Origin of the sequence: Pseudomonas sp. BR20, from assembly GCF_050780135.1 — a bacterium.
Lineage (GTDB): Bacteria > Pseudomonadota > Gammaproteobacteria > Pseudomonadales > Pseudomonadaceae > Aquipseudomonas.
Genome location: NZ_CP172012.1, coordinates 5,695,781 through 5,712,769, shown reverse-complemented (window position 1 = coordinate 5,712,769; position 16,989 = coordinate 5,695,781). Strand labels below are relative to the sequence as shown.

Below are 16,989 nucleotides of genomic sequence, written 5' to 3'. Positions count from 1 at the left end.
TGTGTGTAAACTTGCGGCCATTGGCACAACCAAACAAAGGGATACGGGGATGAGTGACGAATTGCGTTTAGGCAGGGAGCGGCGCTTTCTGGTGTTGCTGGGCATCATCTGCCTGGCACTGATCGGTGGTGCGTTGTACATGCAGGTGGTGTTGGGCGAGGCGCCGTGCCCGTTGTGCATCCTGCAGCGCTACGCCTTGCTGCTGATTGCGATCTTTGCGTTCATTGGCGCGGCCATGCGCAGCAAAGGTGCTATCACGCTGTTCGAAGGCCTGGTGGTACTCAGCGCCCTCGGTGGGGTGGCCGCAGCCGGCCACCATGTGTACACCCAGTTCTTCCCGCAGGTCAGTTGCGGCATCGATGTGCTGCAACCTATCGTCGACGACCTACCCCTGGCCAAGGTTTTCCCGCTGGGCTTCCAGGTCGATGGTTTCTGCAGCACCCCATACCCGCCTGTGCTCGGCTTGTCCCTGGCGCAATGGGCGCTGGTGGCGTTCGTGCTGACGGTCATCCTGGTGCCCCTGGGTATCTATCGTAATCGCCAGCGCAAGGCCTGAATCCATCAGCAAAACGCCCCGGTCCTTCTTCAAGGAAGGCCGGGGCGTTTTGCATGTAGGGTTTTGTGAACAGAACGTGACGCCGGACAATTTTGGGTGCGCGCAATGTGCGACATGTTGTCACACGGAAGCCGCCGCAGGACGTTTCTGACCTGCCAAACCAGCGCTTAAATTTGCAAGAAACCTCCAAGATGTGCTGTCAGTTCGTGGTTTGGGTGACAGCGCGTACCTCACGCCGTACAAGGCTTTGAGTGATGTCCGAATGCCTTGTTTTCTGGGGGGTTGGTTAGGTTTTGCAGGCCCTTACGGGGTGTAAGGGCCGTGACGGTTTGCCCTATAACACGGCAATTTTTGTGGTTTTTGTTGGGAATCGAACGCGATAAGATCGCGAACCTTTGCAATATTGGTGAAGGATTATTGCTGTAATCGATAAAAATTATTTCTTTATAAGACATGGTTTATACATCGCCAGCTAACTACAATCGCCCGCACTGAATGTCCGGTGCTGCTCAATCTTTGAGCACTGGAGCGGTCGAGGGGCAGATGGACGGCTCTGTGCGACCCCAAGGTTCCGGCAGCCTTTCAACTATCCGCACCAAAGGGAATTGGTCTGTAACAAGGCCTTTAACCACGAAATCGAATAAGAACTCACCGCAGGCTCGTGAAGCGTACCTATATGACGTGACGGGCAGGCTCTTATTCAATCGAAGAGAAATGCCAACCCTTGGCAGGGTGAAGTGTTGGCGATCAAAACCCAACTGCATTGCGCAAGCTGCTTTAGAGGTCGTGAGATGAGTAAAAACAGGTACCCCCGATTACTAGGCTTTTTGCCGCTGCTTGGCATGATGTTAATGCTGGGAGGCTGCAAGTGGACCTTGATGGACCCGAAAGGACAGATCGGTCTGGATCAACGAAACCTGATCATCACTGCCACCCTGCTGATGCTGTTGGTCGTGGTGCCTGTGATCATCATGACCTTCGCCTTCGCCTGGAAATACCGCGCGTCGAACACCAGCGCGACCTACGCGCCGAAGTGGTCGCACTCCACCAAGATTGAAATCGCGGTGTGGCTGGTTCCGATCCTCATCATCATCGCCCTGGGTTACATCACCTATAAGTCGACCCACGAGCTGGACCCGTACCGTCCGCTGGAGTCCGACGTCAAGCCGATCAACATCGAAGTGGTCGCGCTGGACTGGAAGTGGCTGTTCATCTACCCGGACCTGGGTATCGCCACGGTTAACCAGATCCGTTTCCCGGAGAACACCCCGCTTAACTTCCGGATCACCTCCGACGCCGTGATGAACTCGTTCTTCATCCCAGCCCTGGGCGGTCAGATCTACGCGATGGCCGGCATGCAGACACGCCTGCACCTGATCGCCAACGAAAAAGCTGAAATGGAAGGCATCTCCGCGAACTACAGCGGCGCTGGCTTCACCGGCATGAAATTCAAAGCGATCTCGACGAGCCAGGAAGATTTCAACGCCTGGGTAGCCGAAGTCAAGGCCGCACCTAAACAGCTTGATCAAGCTGAATACGATGCCCTGACCAAACCAAGCCAGAACAACCCAGTCGCCCTGTATTCCGCGTATGAGCCGAACCTGTTTCAGAAAATCGTCGACAAGTACGAAGGTATGAAACCAGGCAAGCCGGTCAAGCACGAGAAGAAAGAAGTGGCCGCGGTTGAAGGTTCTGACACGGGCTCGCATTCAACTGCTGGGGCAGAGGAGTAAACGATGTTTGGTAAATTAAGTTGGGATGCGGTCCCGTTCCACGAGCCGATTGTGATGATTACCATCGCCATGATCGCGCTGGGTGGTCTGGCACTGTTTGCAGCAATCACTTATTTCAAGAAGTGGACCTACCTGTGGACCGAGTGGCTGACGTCGGTCGACCACAAGAAAATCGGCGTGATGTACATCATCGTTGCCATGGTCATGCTGCTGCGCGGTTTTGCCGACGCCATCATGATGCGTACCCAGTTGGCCATGGCCACCGAAGGTTCGCCTGGCTACCTGCCGCCTGAACACTATGACCAGATCTTCACCGCTCACGGTGTGATCATGATCATCTTCATGGCGATGCCTTTCTTCACCGGCCTGATGAACCTTGCGGTGCCGCTGCAGATCGGTGCGCGTGACGTTGCCTACCCGTTCCTGAACTCCCTGAGCTTCTGGCTGCTGGTTTCCGGCGTGGTGCTGATCAACGTGTCCCTGGGCGTCGGCGAATTCGCCAAGACCGGTTGGGTTGCGTATCCGCCATTGTCTGGCTTGCAATACAGCCCTGGCGTGGGTGTGGACTACTACATCTGGGCGCTACAGTTATCAGGACTCGGGACGACGCTGACGGGGGTCAACTTCCTGGCCACCGTCCTGAAAATGCGCGCCCCTGGCATGAAACTGATGGACATGCCGATCTTCACCTGGACCTGCACCTGGGCAAACGTCCTGATCGTGGCTTCGTTCCCGATCCTGGCCGCTACCATGGCGCTGCTGTCGCTTGACCGTTACCTGGATTTCCACATTTTCACCAATGAACTTGGTGGCAATCCAATGATGTACGTGAACCTGTTCTGGGCATGGGGTCACCCTGAGGTGTACATCCTGATCCTGCCGGCGTTCGGTATCTTCTCCGAAGTGATCTCGACCTTTACCGGCAAGCGCCTGTTCGGTCACCACTCGATGGTTTACGCATCGGGCGCAATCTCTGTACTGGGCTTCATGGTGTGGCTGCACCACTTCTTCACCATGGGTTCGGGGGCCAGCGTCAACGCCTTCTTCGGCCTGGCGACGATGCTGATTTCCATCCCGACGGGGGTGAAGCTATTCAACTGGCTGTTCACCATCTACCACGGTCGTCTGCGCATGACCAGCCAGGTCCTGTGGACCCTGGGCTTCATGGTGACCTTCGCCATCGGCGGCATGACTGGCGTACTGCTGGCCATCCCGGGTGCTGACTTCGTACTGCACAACAGCCTGTTCGTGATCGCTCACTTCCACAACGTGATCATCGGTGGTGCTGTATTCGGCTATATCGCTGGTTTCAGCTTCTACTTCCCGAAAGCGTTCGGCTTCAAGCTGCACGAAGGCTGGGGCAAGGCTGCATTCTGGTTCTGGATCTCGGGCTTCTTCGTCGCGTTCATGCCGCTCTATGCACTGGGCTTCATGGGCATGACCCGTCGTCTGAACGCCACCACCAACCCTGAGTGGGTACCGTACCTGTACGTCGCCATGTTCGGTGCAATCATGATCGCCGTGGGCATCGCCTGCCAGTTGATCCAGCTGTACGTGAGCATCCGTGACCGTAAGCAGAACGCTTGCGAATCCGGCGACCCATGGAATGGCCACACCCTGGAATGGTCGACCTCGTCGCCACCACCGTTCTACAACTTCGCGGTGATCCCGACTGCGAACACCATCGATGCGTTCACCGAAGCCAAGGAAGACGGTACTGCGTACCAGCAACCTAAGCACTACGAACCGATCCACATGCCAAGCAACACCGCCACTGGCGTGGTGATGGGTGCGCTGTTGACCGTGTTCGGTTTCGCGATGATCTGGCACATCTGGTGGCTGGCAATCGTGAGCCTGGTGGGCACCATCGGCTACTTCATTGTCCACGCAGCACGTGATGATCAAGGCTACATGGTGCCGGTCGAAACGATCGAGCGCATCGAAGCCGAGCAGCACGCTCGCCTGGTCGCCGAGAAGAAAATCCCGGCCAACCGTGTAGAAACCTCGTTGGAACAGGCTTAAACCATGTCGAACTTAGTGACCAATGCTGGACACGCCCATGTCGATGACCATGGGCATGATGACCATCACCACGACTCGGGGCCGATGACCGTTTTCGGTTTCTGGCTCTACCTGATGACCGACTGCATCTTGTTTGCGTCGATCTTCGCGGTGTACGCGGTACTGGTAAACAACGTTGCGGGTGGCCCGTCGGGCCACGACATCTTCGAACTGCCTTACGTGCTCGGCGAAACCGCCTTGCTGTTGTTCAGTTCGATCACCTACGGCTTCGCCATGTTGGCCTTCTATAAGGGCAACAAGAAAGGCGTCCTGAGCTGGTTGGCACTGACCTTCCTGTTCGGCCTGGGCTTCATCGGCATGGAGATCAACGAGTTCCACCTGCTGATCTCCGAAGGCTACGGCCCGCACCGTTCCGGCTTCCTGTCGGCGTTCTTCACGCTGGTAGGCACCCACGGTCTGCACGTAACTGCCGGCCTGCTGTGGATGGCGGTGATGATGTATCAGGTCAATAAACACGGCCTGACCAACACCAACAAGACTCGCCTGAGCTGCCTGAGCCTGTTCTGGCACTTCCTGGACGTGGTCTGGATCTGCGTCTTCACCGTTGTTTACCTGATGGGGACTCTGTAATGGCTAATGCACACTCCCATGACCATGACAGCCATGATGCGAGCCACGGCAGCGTTAAGTCGTACGCCATCGGCTTCATCCTGTCGGTAATCCTGACGCTCATCCCGTTCGGTCTGGTGATGTACCCGACCCTGCCGAAGTCGATCACTTTGATGATCGTGCTGGCGTTCGCGGTGATTCAGGTTCTGGTTCACCTGGTGTATTTCCTGCACCTGGATCGCTCTAAAGAGCAGCGCGATAACGTGGTTGCGTTCGTGTTCGCAGGCATAGTAATCCTGCTGCTGGTTGGCCTGTCGATATGGATCATGTTCAGCATCCATACGTTCATGATGGCGAAGTGAGGTAAGACCCGATGTCGCTTAAGCACTTTATCCAAATCACCAAACCGGGGATCATTTTCGGTAACGTGCTTTCTGTGGCGGGCGGTTTCTTCCTGGCCTCCAAGGGACATGTCGATCTGGCCATCTTCCTGGCTGCGATGATCGGTACGTCCCTGGTGGTGGCTTCCGGCTGTGTCTTCAACAACTGCATCGACCGTGACATCGACATCAAGATGGAGCGCACCAAGAATCGCGTGCTGGTCCAGGGCCTTATCTCCCTGAAACTGGCGCTGATTTTCGCGACCGTCCTGGGTGTTGCCGGTGTGGCGCTGTTGTACCAGGTGGCCAACCCGCTGGCGGCGTTGTTTGCCGTGATCGGTTTTGTCATCTACGTCGGCCTCTACAGCCTGTACCTCAAGCGCAAGTCGGTTCACGGCACGCTGGTGGGCAGTCTGTCGGGGGCGATGCCGCCGGTGATTGGTTATGTGGCTGTGACCAATAGCTTCGACATGGCTGCACTGGTGCTGCTGGTGATGTTCAGCCTGTGGCAGATGCCGCATTCCTACGCCATCGCGATCTTCCGCTTCAACGACTACCTGGCTGCTTCGATTCCGGTCCTGCCGGTCAAGCGTGGCATCCAGGTCGCCAAGAAACACATCCTGCTCTACATCCTGGCCTTCCTCGTGGCGACCTTGATGTTGACCTTCAGTGGCTACGCCGGCATGAGCTACCTTGCCGTCGCCGCGGCCATGGGCATGTACTGGTTGTACATGGCCTGGACCGGCTACAAGGCGGTGGACGACACCGTTTGGGCGCGCAAGCTGTTCGTGTTCTCGATCTTCACCATCACCGCGCTCAGCGTGATGATGTCCCTGGATTTCCAAGTACCGAAAGAGCTGTTGCTGACCTACGCACACTGAGTGTTCGAGTAGTAAAAAGGCCCCGCCTTCGAAAGAAGCGCGGGGTTTTTTATTGAGTGAGCTTTAAACTACGACCCAACCCTACCCCGGCAGGAAGCAAGTGATGAGTAAAAAAGCCGTTATGGTGTTCAGTGGCGGTCAGGATTCGACGACCTGTCTGATCCAGGCGCTGCCGCTGTATGACGAAGTGCACTGCATCACCTTCGATTACGGTCAGCGTCATGTGGCGGAAATCGAAGTCGCCCAGCAACTGGCCAAGCAACTGGGGGCCACCGTTCACAAAGTGATGGACGTGTCCCTGCTCAACGAACTGGCGATCAGCAGCCTGACCCGCGACAACATCCCGGTGCCGACCGTGAACAGCTCCGGCGAAAGCCTGCCGAGCACCTTCGTGCCGGGCCGCAATATTCTGTTTTTAACCCTGGCGGCTATCTACGCGTATCAGGTCAAGGCCGAGACGGTGATCACCGGCGTGTGTGAAACCGACTTTTCCGGCTACCCCGATTGCCGCGATGAGTTCGTCAAAGCCTTGAACCAGGCCCTCAAGCTGGGCATGGAGTACGACGTGCGCCTGGAAACCCCGTTGATGTGGCTGAACAAGGCTGAGACCTGGGCACTGGCGGATTACCACCAGCAACTGGACCTGGTCCGCGAGCAGACCCTGACCTGCTACAACGGCGTTATCGGCACCGGCTGTGGCGAATGTGATGCGTGCAACCTGCGTGCACGTGGCTTGAATGACTACCTGCAGAACAAAGCAGCGGTCATGGAGGGCCTGAAGCGGAAGTTACAGCTGAACTAACCCCAATACGTAGCAGGCACCAGAAAAAGCCCCGTCTTCGCAAGTCGTACGGGGCTTTTTCATGGCGGCTCGGTTAAATCATTTATCCGTTGTCTCGTCATACCCTTCTATACGAGCTGTGCGAATACATCACCTACAAGGAGTAGTCACCATGGTCAGCGTTAGTCGTCGATCCCTTCTCGCCCTTGGCGCCGCCCTGCCTTTGCTCGGTCGCCTGGATTGGGCGGTCGCCGCACCAGCGCCGACCGACGCTGACAAGGTACTGCTTAACTACAACGAAAGCCCCTACGGGCCTTCGACGGCGGCCCGCGAAGCGATGCAGCGCGGTATCGCGACAGCCGGGCGGTATCCGTACAAACACATGTACGCCTTGGCCGGCTTGTTTGCCCAGCAGCACGGGATTGCCGAAGAGCAGGTGGCGGTGTTTGCCGGCTCCATGGCTGCGCTGCGCTACGCGGTGCTGGCGTTCACCAGCGAAACCCGTGGCCTGGTGATGGCCACGCCGTCCTACGAAGTACCGCGCCAGGCCGCCGAGTCTCGTAAGGCGCCGGTGCGCGAAGTGGGCCTTAACGCCGACCACGCCCACGACGTCCCCGCCATGCTCGCCGCCGATCCCCAGGCGGGGATGCTCTATGTATGCAATCCCAACAATCCGACTGGCACCATCACCTCCACTGAGGCTATTCGCCAGGCGCTGACGAACAAACCCAAGGGCAGCGTATTGGTGGTGGACGAGGCCTACATCGACTTCGCCGACAGCCCAAGTGTGGTGAGCTGGGTCAAGGAGCATGACGACCTGTTGGTATTGCGCACCTTCTCGAAAATCTACGGCATGGCCGGCGCCCGCCTGGGCCTGGCGATCGGCCACCCGGCACTGCTGGAACGGCTGGCGGTGTTCGGCGGTGACAATGTGCCGGCAGGTTCATCCTTGCTCGGCGGACTCGCCAGCCTGGAAGATGTGAAGCTGCTGCCACAACGCAAGGCGCTCAATGCCCAGTTGCGCGATGAAACAATCACCTGGCTCAAGGGCCGTGGCTTCACCTGCACGGCTTCCCAGGCCAACTGCTTCATGATCGACGTGAAGCAACCGGCCGAGCAGGTCATCGAGAAACTTGCCACGCAAGGCGTACTGATCGGGCGGGTGTGGAAAAACTGGCCGCAGTGGGTGCGCGTGACGGTGGGGAGCAAGCGGGAGATGGAGCGGTTTCGCGAGGTGTTTGCGGCGACGGTCTAGCGCCGATGTGGGAGGGGATTGCTCCCTCCCGCATTCAGTTCAGTGGTATCACTGTTGCGCGATGCTGTAACCCTCAAACGCCGTCTGCTGTTGCAGCGCAGTAATCACGCTCTTGCGGCTCAGCGGCTGCTCGACGCCCGCGTTATCCACAAAGCTTTCAACCTCCAGCTCGGCTTCATCGCCTTCGCCTACAAAGCTGAAACCCAGGAACTCGAACGCCTCACGGTCGACGTTCAACCGCGAGCGCGGCGTGCGCAGCGGCAGGGTGACGCTGATGCCGTCCTTGCTGATCACAAACACTTCGGCTTCTTTCTTGGGGCGAGCTGCCTTGCCTTTGCCGGCGCTTGGGTTGCTGATGGCCTGGTGAGACTGGTTCAGCACTTTGAGGGCCAGCCCATAGACCAGCTCCTGAAACTGCGGATCATCCTTGAAGCTCGACAGGATGCGGCTGATGGAGAACTTGCTGCTCAGGTCTTCAAGGGCGATGTTGTCAGCGGCTTCGGCGTCCTTGAGCTGCTTGAGCTGGCCCATCAGGTCGTAGGCCTTGTCGTCGTCGAAAGCGTCGTGGGCCTGGCGGATGGCGACGCGCAGTTCGCGGATCTGGTCGCTTTCCTTGGAGGTGTGAAAGGCGTCCAGCACCATCTCGCTGATGATCTTGGCGGCTGGCACATGCTGTGAAAGATTGATGGCGTTTTCGTACTCAGCCTTGGCGTGCAAGGCGACTACGGATTCTTCGGCGGATTGTTCGGTGTAAGAATCGGACATTGAAATTTCACTACTTCAGTAAACGGGAGACAAAAAAGCGTCGCGCATTTTCAGCGGGGAGGGAGGTCAGGTCAAGGCAGCACAATGCCCTTATCGCGGAGCAAGGCTGCCGACCGGCGGAGGCGGGGGGTTAAACCAACTGCTTCAGGCACGCCTGGAGAATATCCAGTCCTTCTTCCATTACCGCAGCCTCAATGGTCAGCGGTGCCAACAGGCGGATGATGTGCCGCGACTTGCCGCTGGGCATCAACAGCAACCCGGCGTCTCGCGCCAGGCTCAGCAATTGGGTCAGTTGCCGGGGCGCGGGCGTGCCGTCGGCGTTGGTCAGTTCGATGCCGCGCATGGCACCGACGCCGGTCAGGCGGCCCAGGTACGGCGACAGGTGCTGCGAACGCCAGGCTTCATAGCGGCTGACGATCGCTGCTTCCTGCCGCGAGCCCCAGGCCTGCAAATGTTCATCGGTCATTGCATCGAGTGTGGCCAGCGCCGCTGCGCAGGCGATGGGGTTGCCGGAGTACGTCCCGCCCAACCCGCCTTTGGGCAGGTTATCCATCAATGCCTTGCGCCCGACCACCGCACCCAGCGGTACGCCGCCGGCGATGCTTTTGCCCAGCAGGATCAAATCCGGTTCGATGCCCAGGCGTGAGAAGGCGAAACGCTGGCCGGTGCGACCGAAGCCGGATTGGATTTCATCGGCAATCAGCAGAATGTTTTTCTCATCGCACAAGCGCCGCAACGCCTGGGCGAACTCGATATCCAGGGCGAGGAAACCGGCTTCGCCCTGCACCGGCTCGATGATGAAACAGGCGACGTCATTGACGTCGATTTCCACGCTGAACAGGCGGTCCATGGCTTTCAGCGCTTCAGCGCAGCTCACGCCGTTATCGGCGCTGGGATAGGGCAGGTGATACACCGGGCCGGGCAGTACGCCGACCTTTTGTTTGTAGGGCGCCACCTTGCCATTGAGGTTGAGGGTGGCCAGGGTGCGGCCGTGGAAGGCACCGTCAAAGGCGATCACCGCCGTGCGGCCGGTGGCACCGCGGACGATCTTCAAGGCATTTTCTGCAGCTTCTGCGCCGCTGTTGGTGAGCATGCCGCTGACGGGGTAGTCCACCGGGATAAACCCGGTCAGGCGATCCATCAGTTCGATGTAGGGTGTGTGAGGCGCCGCGTTGAATGCATAGTGGGTCAACTTCGTCGCCTGCTCACGAATCGCCGCCACCACACCCGGGTGGCAATGGCCAAGGTTGAGCACGCCGATCCCGCCGACAAAATCGATATAGCGTTTGCCCGTGGTGTCCCAGACCTCGGCGTTCCTGCCATGGCTGAGGCTGATGGGATGAACGATGGAAATCGACTGGCTGATGGTTTCGCGGCTCATGAATCTCGGACTCGGCAATGGCGGGCGTGTTTTTATCTAAGCCGTGGACCAGGCCCTGCCGCAAACGAAATAAAGTCGCCGGGTCATTCCAAATCGGAAGAGCTGTTGCCAAAAGCTCGTTTTTGGCAACGTCGTAGCCCCGTCGATGCTACGTCGACACCCCATCCTTGCCCGCCGCCTTGGCGCGATACAACGCCTGATCAGCACGTGCCATAAGGGCGGCGGGGGACTCATTCATACGGCGCTCGGCCACACCCAGGCTCAGGGTGACGTGGAGGTTGCTGCGCGTCGGAATCTTGCGCATCGTCTGGCAGATGTTTTCGGCCAGTGCCGTGGCGGTTTCCAGCGAGCTTTTGGGCAGCACCACCATGAACTCATCGCCACCCCAGCGGGCCAGCAGGTCGCCTTGGCGAAGGCAGCTTTCGAGGCATTCCACTACCTGCAAAAGGGTTTGGTCTCCCACGCCGTGACCATGTTGGTCATTGATCGGCTTGAAATCATCGATATCCATCGCGATCAATGACAGTGGCAGGCGAAAACGCTGGGCGCGGTCGCACTCCTCCAGCAGGACTTTTTCCAGGCGGTAGCGGTTGGCAACGAGGGTCAAGGCATCCCGTTCGGCCAGGGAGCGGTTTTCGTCCAACTGCAATTGCAACTGCTGATTGACCCGTGACAACTCGCGCGTGCGCTCGGCCACCAGCGCCTCAAGGGATTGGTTGCGCCGCTCCAACTGTTCGACGGAGCACTTGCGTGTATGAATATCGCGATGGGCGCCGACCATCCGCGCCACCGAGCCATCGGCGTTACGTGCAATCACGTAGCCCCGGTCTTCGATCCACAGGTAGCTGCCATCTTTTTTGCGGCAACGGTACTCGATTTGATAATGGGGGGCGCGACGGTTGATGTAGTCATCAAACAGCGTCATCACTTGGGGGTAGTCTTCCGGGTGGATGACGGTCTCCCAGGTGAACACGCTGTTTTCCAGGGAGTGGCGGGGGTAGCCCAGCATCTCGTACCAACCCGGGTTGCGGTAGACGAAACCGGTATTGGCGTTCCAGTCCCAGATTCCGTCGCTGACCAGCTCCAGTACGGTATGCAGCATGTCGGCGTTGAGGTGAGAGAAATCACTCTCCAGGTTGCTGCCGTCGGAGATATCGTCCATCTGCGCGCTCCTTGCTTGGGCTGGCCATATTGATGCCGATACTCCGTGGCTGGGGCTACTGTACAACGGGGCTTGTGCGCTTTGAATAGGGCGGATGGCCGGTTATAGAAGGGTGGCAATAGGCTATTGTTTCGGCGCCATCATCCTCGTCCGAGCTTTCCCATCCGCGTTGTGCTGGTAAATCGTTTCCGGCTGGCCGTGTTCATTGAAAAACACCTGGCCAATCCCCGCCGAATTCCACAGCCGCTCACCCGCTTCGGCATGCTCCGGAATATGCGGCACCACCTGCATGGTGCGGCGGCGAGTGAACCAGTTGAGCGGCGACCGCGGCGAGTACAGCCAGCGGTTGAGGCGGTCGAACCATTCCAGCAATCGCGCTGGGAATTCATTCTTGATGCCGCTGCTGGTGATCTGCCAGATCCTGGGGCCGGCGTTGCGATGGCGGATCAGCACTTCATAGACGAACGAGTAGTGCACGTCGCCCGAGAGGATCACGTAGTTACCGGGTGTACGCGAGTGTCGGAAGATGTTGAGGATCACCTGGGCCGCGCCGCGATGGGCCATCCAGTTTTCCGCGTCCACCAGCAAGGGGTGGCCGCACCAACTGAAGATTTTCTGCACAGTCTCGATCAGCTTGACGCCAAAGATCGGCGCGGGGGAGACGATGATGGCCGAAGGGTGGTCGAGCAGTTCCTGTTGCAGTTCGCTCAAGGCTTCCCAGTCCAGCAGGCCGGACGGTTGCTTGAGGGTGAATTCGCTGCGCCAGCGCCGGGTGCGGGTGTCGAGTACCACCAGGGCCGGGGTGGTGGGCAGCACGTAGTGCCACTGCTGGAACTTCAGCAGCGCCGCGAGTAAATCATCCTGTGCCTGGGCGTCCAAGTGATCGTTCTGCGCTTGGGTGGCCAGTGCCTGGGTGTGGCCCACCAACTCATCAAAGGCGTCCGGGTTATTACCCCAGCCCTGGCACAACAGGTACGCAAGCAGGGCGTTACCGATGATGCGTTTGGAGAACGGATGGCCGTAGGCGGTTTCTTCCCATTGCGCGCTGAGGTTCCAGTCGTCGGTAATGTCGTGATCGTCGAAGATCATCAACGTGGACAGATGGGCGAATACCCGCGCCACGCCCGGCAAGCCATCGCGAAATTTATCCACCTGCACCTGTTCGCGGGCATAGCGCGCAGCTTCATCGGCGTTCAGTTGCGGTGGCTGTACGGTGATCAGTGACCAGGGGGTAGGTGACCACACCAGCAGGTACATCGCCATGACCTCGGCGAACGTCACCAGGTGATTGTCGGCGGTGCTGCTGGTGAAAATCGGCTTTTTCACGCCGCCAAAAAAACGTTCGCGCAGGGTCTCATTGCTGTCCAGCGCAGGTAGCAGATCCGCGCGGTTGTAGTAGCTGGCGTGATGCCCGTAGAGGCTGGTGCTGTCGTCTACCACGGCGCCTTCCAGGTATTCATCGAACAGGCCCAGACGCGCAATCAGCCCATGGATCGCGCGCAACATAGGGCCGGCCACATCGTCGGCGTACACCTGGTCGCCGCTCATCATCAACAACGCTGGGCGGTCGGCCGGGGTCTGCGCATCGGCCAGCAAGCGATCGACGCAGAGCAGGCCTTCGTCGGCACTGTGGTGGGGTTTGCGGCACGAGCCGTGTACCAGTTGATGGATATGGCTGTGCAGTACGAAACTTGGGCAGTGCGTGTCGGCATAGAGCAGGTGCGGTGCCCACTCGGCAATGCCGGCGTCGTCGACCAGCAGGTCATAGTAGATGACCATGTCCTGGGGCAGTGCCTCGTCCAACCGTACATCAATCAGATGGATAAACGCCTGGCGCCCAACTGGCACGATCTGGCACCGGTCCTGGCCCAGCGGTATAGCCAGGTTCTGTTCGGCACAGTGCAGCTTCAGGGTCAGGGGCAATGGTCGGCTTCCCACCAGCCACAGTACCAGGCGCCGGGGTTCCAGGCGCCGCAGCAGAGGTCCGGCGAGTACGGCAGGCAAGGTGTCTGGGTGTGGCATGCAGTAAAAGGCTCCGGCCAGGATTGAACCGGCAAGGTTAGCGCAACGGATGTCAGTGTTTTGTTAAGGCGGGGCGGTATGCAAAAAAGAAGAGGGGCAGCGCGCTGCCCCTCTTCCTGCGGTTTAGAGCAGGTTCCCCTTGCCCAGGCTGTCCAGGCCGCCGCTGCCGTGTCGCCTGCGCGATGAACCGTCGGACGCTTGAGGTTCCAGTTGCGATTGAGGGGTTTCAAGGCTGCGCTTCTTGCGTTGCAGAACTGTGTCGTCCTGCGGCGCAATGGGGAGGTAAGCGGGGAGCGGTGTGGCGTTGATAGGGCTGAGCATGGAAGTGTCCTTCTATCTATTAGTCGAGTGTGACTTCGCCCCTGGGAGCGAAGTGCAGCCAAACTTATAGAGCAGGGCGCAGGCGAGCTATAAACGCCCTGCTGCAAGATATGACGGCCTTTGGCAACCCGCCTCAGAAGTCATCAGCGGCGCCTTTCGCGCAACCCTCAGTCGCGGAAGAGGTCGCGCCTTCCTTGCCGTCCAGCACAAAAGCCGCACGATTTTGCGCCACTACATTACGTAATGCGCTGTAGTAATCCGGCAATTTTTCCAAACTGTCGGTGAGCGGCAACAGCGATGCACGGGTGTCCACTGTGCCACCCACCAGGCTGATGGTGCCCAGGGTCTGCACGGTGTCACTGTCTCCCAGTGGCGAGACCAGGAAACTCAAGACCTTGCCCGCCGCATCGCGGCTGTTGCTGGTGCCCAGCAGTGGCAATTCCACAATCGGCCCGTTACCGATGCCCCACACGCCGAATGTCTGGCCGAAGTCGGCGGTATGGCGCGGGATACCCAGTCGGTCCGACACGTCGAACAGCCCCACCACCCCCACCGTCGTGTTCAATGCAAAACGCCCCAGGGTATTCACCGAGCGCCGAGGGTTGCCTTGCAACAGGTCGTTGATAAACACCTTCGGCTCGCTGAAGTTGCTTGCGAAGTTATGCACACCCTGCTGGAAAAAATCCGGCAGGTAGCGGTAGCCGCGCGCTACCGGCGCCAGGGCGTAGTCATCCACCGTCCGGTTGAAGGCAAACACCTCGCGATTGACCGGTTCGGCCGGGTCGTACACCGGGTAATTCACCTGTGCGCACTGGGTGGTGACGCCCGAGGGCGCCGGGCTTGCGCAGCCGGTGAGGTACGACACGGTCAACAACAGCACGACCTGGCGAGCCAGGTGCTGGGGATAGGTCAGCGAGCGCATAAGCACGGTCTCCACAAAAGGGAGGCCGATGCTGGCAGTCGTCCCTTGCGCAAAGATGTCTGGTTTATTGCGGTGCTGACGCTTTATTGCATGATTGAAATATATGACGGGCTGCGTCGAATGGTTTTAGATGGCGCATCGAAAACACCCAGTGATGCCCGCCCGTGAGCAACCTTTTGATCGTGGACGATGACCTTGAAGTCCTCGCGCTGCTGAAGAAATTCTTTATGCAACATGGCTATGCGGTCGAGACCGTCGCCGGTGGCACCGACCTGTGGGCCGCCATGGAGCGCCAGCCCGCCGACCTGATCATCCTTGACCTGATGCTGCCGGGAGAGAACGGCTTGCTGCTGTGCCAGCGCCTGCGCCAGCAGTACGCCACGCCGGTGATCATGCTCACCGCGATGGGTGAGCTCAGCGACCGCGTGGTAGGCCTGGAAATGGGCGCCGACGACTACCTGAGCAAGCCCTTCGATGCCCGCGAATTACTGGCCCGGGTGCGTGCCGTATTGCGTCGGGCAGGCGAGAGCCGGCCAGTGTTGGGCGAGTCTGCCCGTCCCTTGATTCGCTTTGCGGGCTGGCAGCTGGACGTTACGCGCCGTGAACTGCGCTCCCCCGACCAGGTGATGATCCCGCTGTCGTCCGGCGAGTTCGACTTGCTGTTGGTGTTCGTCGAGCACCCCCAGCGCGTGCTGACCCGCGAACAACTGCTGAACCTGGCGCGGGGCCATAGCCATGACGCATTCGACCGCAGCATCGACGTGCAGGTCAGCCGCCTGCGGCGCAAGTTGGAATTCGATACCAAGCGCCCAGCGATGATTCGCACCGTGCGCAATGGCGGTTACCAATTCACTGCCAGCGTGACCCGTTCATGAGCCGCCGTCCGCGTGACACCGTAGCGCGCTGGATTGCCCTGACCATCCTGGTTGCGATGTTTACCGCGCTGGTGCTCAACGCCTTGTTCGTACAATTGGCGGGCGTGTGGGCACGCCCCCCATTGACTGAAATCGGCTTGCTGGAAAAGATCGCCGTGGTGGTGCGCGCAGTCGAGGCGTCGGAGCCGGCCCAGCGAGCACACCTGGCGCAGGTGATGGGCGATGAGTCCTTCAGCGTGAGGTGGGTAGCGCAGCGCGCGGCCTTTGATTTGCCCGTGCTGGACGACCCGGACTTCGATTCCGGGGAGCAAGCGTTCAAACACCTGCTTCAGGGACCGACCCGGCCCATGGAAGCCTACGAACCCTCCGACTGGCCGGGCGGCAATGGTCACTATGTGCTCCTGATGCAACTGGCCGATCAATCCTGGCTGATGTTCAGCGCCCGTGCCCGCAGTTGGGGCTTGGACGAAGGGGCACGCAGCGTGATCGTGGTACTGCTGGTGCTGATCTCCACCGCGCTGGTCACCTTGGTCGCGACCCGCCGCCTGGCTCGCCCCCTGCAACACTTCGCCCAGGGGGCGCGGCGCTTTGGCGCTGACTTCCGCGCGCCGCCCATCGAACCGGTCGGCCCTCACGAAATCCGCCAGGCCATTCTCGCCTTCAACGGCATGCAGGCGCAGTTGCGGCACTTCATCCAGGACCGCACGCAAATGCTTGCGGCGATCTCCCACGACCTGCGCGCGCCCCTGACCCGCCTGCGCCTGCGCGGCGAATTCATCGAAGATGCCGACCAGCAACGCCGGCTGTTCAACGATGTCGATGAAATGCAGGCCATGATCAACACTGCCCTGGAATTCTTCCGCGACGACGCTCGCCTGGAACAGGCCACCCAACTGGACCTGGCGGAACTGTTACAAACCCTGATCGATGACTACCGCGACCAGGCGATTGAACTCGCTTTTAGCGGCCCACCACGGCTGGTGTACTTCGGCCGGCCCCTGGGCCTCAAGCGCGTGATGACCAACCTGATGGACAACGCCATTCACTACGGCGTGGCGCCACAAATCGAGTTGCAGCAATGGGCCGGGGAGGTGGTGATTCGAGTCATGGACCGTGGGCCAGGCATACCCGCCGAGTATCGTGAACAGGTGTTCCTGCCGTTCTACCGACTGGAAGGTTCACGCAACAAAAGCACTGGCGGCGTTGGGTTGGGGCTGTCTACCGCCCGCGCGATTGTGCTGGAACACGGCGGCACGCTCACCCTGTCGGAGCGCCAGGGGGGTGGGTTGGAGGCGGTAGTGGTGTTGCCGGTGTAACCGGCGCT

Annotated in this window: 16 protein-coding genes; 10 read left to right on the top strand and 6 right to left on the bottom strand. The window is 59.4% G+C overall.

Going from position 1 to position 16,989, the window contains the following annotated elements:
- Positions 1-49 precede the first annotated feature (49 nt).
- From ACHPFG_RS26355 to ACHPFG_RS26320, 8 genes are all read left to right on the top strand, one after another.
- Positions 50-556 (top strand): disulfide bond formation protein B, encoded by a 507-nt coding sequence (locus ACHPFG_RS26355; protein WP_131700270.1) that lies wholly within the window; start codon positions 50-52, stop codon positions 554-556.
- 791 nt (positions 557-1,347) lie between these two features.
- Positions 1,348-2,289 (top strand): ubiquinol oxidase subunit II, encoded by a 942-nt coding sequence (gene cyoA / locus ACHPFG_RS26350; RefSeq protein ID WP_027607622.1) that lies wholly within the window; start codon positions 1,348-1,350, stop codon positions 2,287-2,289.
- Between the two features lie 3 nt (positions 2,290-2,292).
- On the top strand, positions 2,293-4,311 hold the full coding sequence (gene cyoB, locus ACHPFG_RS26345; protein ID WP_167656676.1) for a cytochrome o ubiquinol oxidase subunit I: 2,019 nt from the start codon (positions 2,293-2,295) through the stop codon (positions 4,309-4,311).
- Positions 4,312-4,314: 3 nt separating this feature from the next.
- Positions 4,315-4,941, top strand: coding sequence for a cytochrome o ubiquinol oxidase subunit III (locus ACHPFG_RS26340; protein WP_010206435.1), 627 nt, complete (start codon positions 4,315-4,317; stop codon positions 4,939-4,941).
- Positions 4,941-5,282 (top strand): cytochrome o ubiquinol oxidase subunit IV, encoded by a 342-nt coding sequence (gene cyoD, locus ACHPFG_RS26335; protein WP_065925996.1) that lies wholly within the window; start codon positions 4,941-4,943, stop codon positions 5,280-5,282. The genes ACHPFG_RS26340 and cyoD overlap by 1 nt, the downstream gene beginning before the upstream one ends.
- Before the next feature lie 11 nt (positions 5,283-5,293).
- Positions 5,294-6,181, top strand: coding sequence for a heme o synthase (gene cyoE / locus ACHPFG_RS26330; protein WP_027607620.1), 888 nt, complete (start codon positions 5,294-5,296; stop codon positions 6,179-6,181).
- Between the two features lie 103 nt (positions 6,182-6,284).
- A complete protein-coding gene (gene queC / locus ACHPFG_RS26325; protein ID WP_431700834.1) occupies positions 6,285-6,983 on the top strand; it encodes a 7-cyano-7-deazaguanine synthase QueC in 699 nt (232 codons plus the stop codon).
- A gap of 151 nt (positions 6,984-7,134) precedes the next feature.
- Positions 7,135-8,217 carry a pyridoxal phosphate-dependent aminotransferase gene (locus tag ACHPFG_RS26320; protein WP_431700833.1) on the top strand — a complete coding sequence of 361 codons (1,083 nt, stop codon included), beginning with the start codon at positions 7,135-7,137 and terminating at the stop codon, positions 8,215-8,217.
- Between the two features lie 48 nt (positions 8,218-8,265).
- Here ACHPFG_RS26320 and ACHPFG_RS26315 read toward each other — a convergent pair whose 3' ends face one another.
- The 6 genes from ACHPFG_RS26315 to ACHPFG_RS26290 form a co-directional block, all read right to left on the bottom strand.
- The gene (locus ACHPFG_RS26315; protein ID WP_131700276.1) at positions 8,266-8,982 is read right to left on the bottom strand and encodes a hypothetical protein; all 717 of its coding nucleotides are present in this window, start codon (positions 8,980-8,982) and stop codon (positions 8,266-8,268) included.
- A gap of 130 nt (positions 8,983-9,112) precedes the next feature.
- Positions 9,113-10,363, bottom strand: coding sequence for a 2-aminoadipate transaminase (locus ACHPFG_RS26310; protein ID WP_431700831.1), 1,251 nt, complete (start codon positions 10,361-10,363; stop codon positions 9,113-9,115).
- Positions 10,364-10,511: 148 nt separating this feature from the next.
- Complete coding sequence (locus ACHPFG_RS26305) at positions 10,512-11,525, bottom strand: diguanylate cyclase domain-containing protein (protein WP_431700830.1); 1,014 nt, start codon at positions 11,523-11,525, stop codon at positions 10,512-10,514.
- A 123-nt stretch (positions 11,526-11,648) separates the two neighbouring features.
- Positions 11,649-13,547, bottom strand: a complete 1,899-nt coding sequence (locus tag ACHPFG_RS26300; RefSeq protein WP_431700829.1) for an alkaline phosphatase D family protein — start codon at positions 13,545-13,547, stop codon at positions 11,649-11,651.
- A 123-nt stretch (positions 13,548-13,670) separates the two neighbouring features.
- Positions 13,671-13,868 (bottom strand): hypothetical protein, encoded by a 198-nt coding sequence (locus ACHPFG_RS26295; protein WP_431700828.1) that lies wholly within the window; start codon positions 13,866-13,868, stop codon positions 13,671-13,673.
- Between the two features lie 133 nt (positions 13,869-14,001).
- Complete coding sequence (locus ACHPFG_RS26290) at positions 14,002-14,790, bottom strand: MlaA family lipoprotein (protein WP_431700827.1); 789 nt, start codon at positions 14,788-14,790, stop codon at positions 14,002-14,004.
- A gap of 164 nt (positions 14,791-14,954) precedes the next feature.
- Between ACHPFG_RS26290 and ACHPFG_RS26285 the strand changes: the two genes are divergently transcribed.
- Both ACHPFG_RS26285 and ACHPFG_RS26280 read left to right on the top strand, forming a co-directional pair.
- The gene (locus ACHPFG_RS26285) at positions 14,955-15,665 is read left to right on the top strand and encodes a response regulator (RefSeq protein WP_431700826.1); all 711 of its coding nucleotides are present in this window, start codon (positions 14,955-14,957) and stop codon (positions 15,663-15,665) included.
- A complete protein-coding gene (locus ACHPFG_RS26280) occupies positions 15,662-16,981 on the top strand; it encodes a sensor histidine kinase (RefSeq protein ID WP_431700825.1) in 1,320 nt (439 codons plus the stop codon). Before ACHPFG_RS26285 ends, ACHPFG_RS26280 begins: the two co-directional genes overlap by 4 nt.
- Positions 16,982-16,989 lie beyond the last annotated feature (8 nt).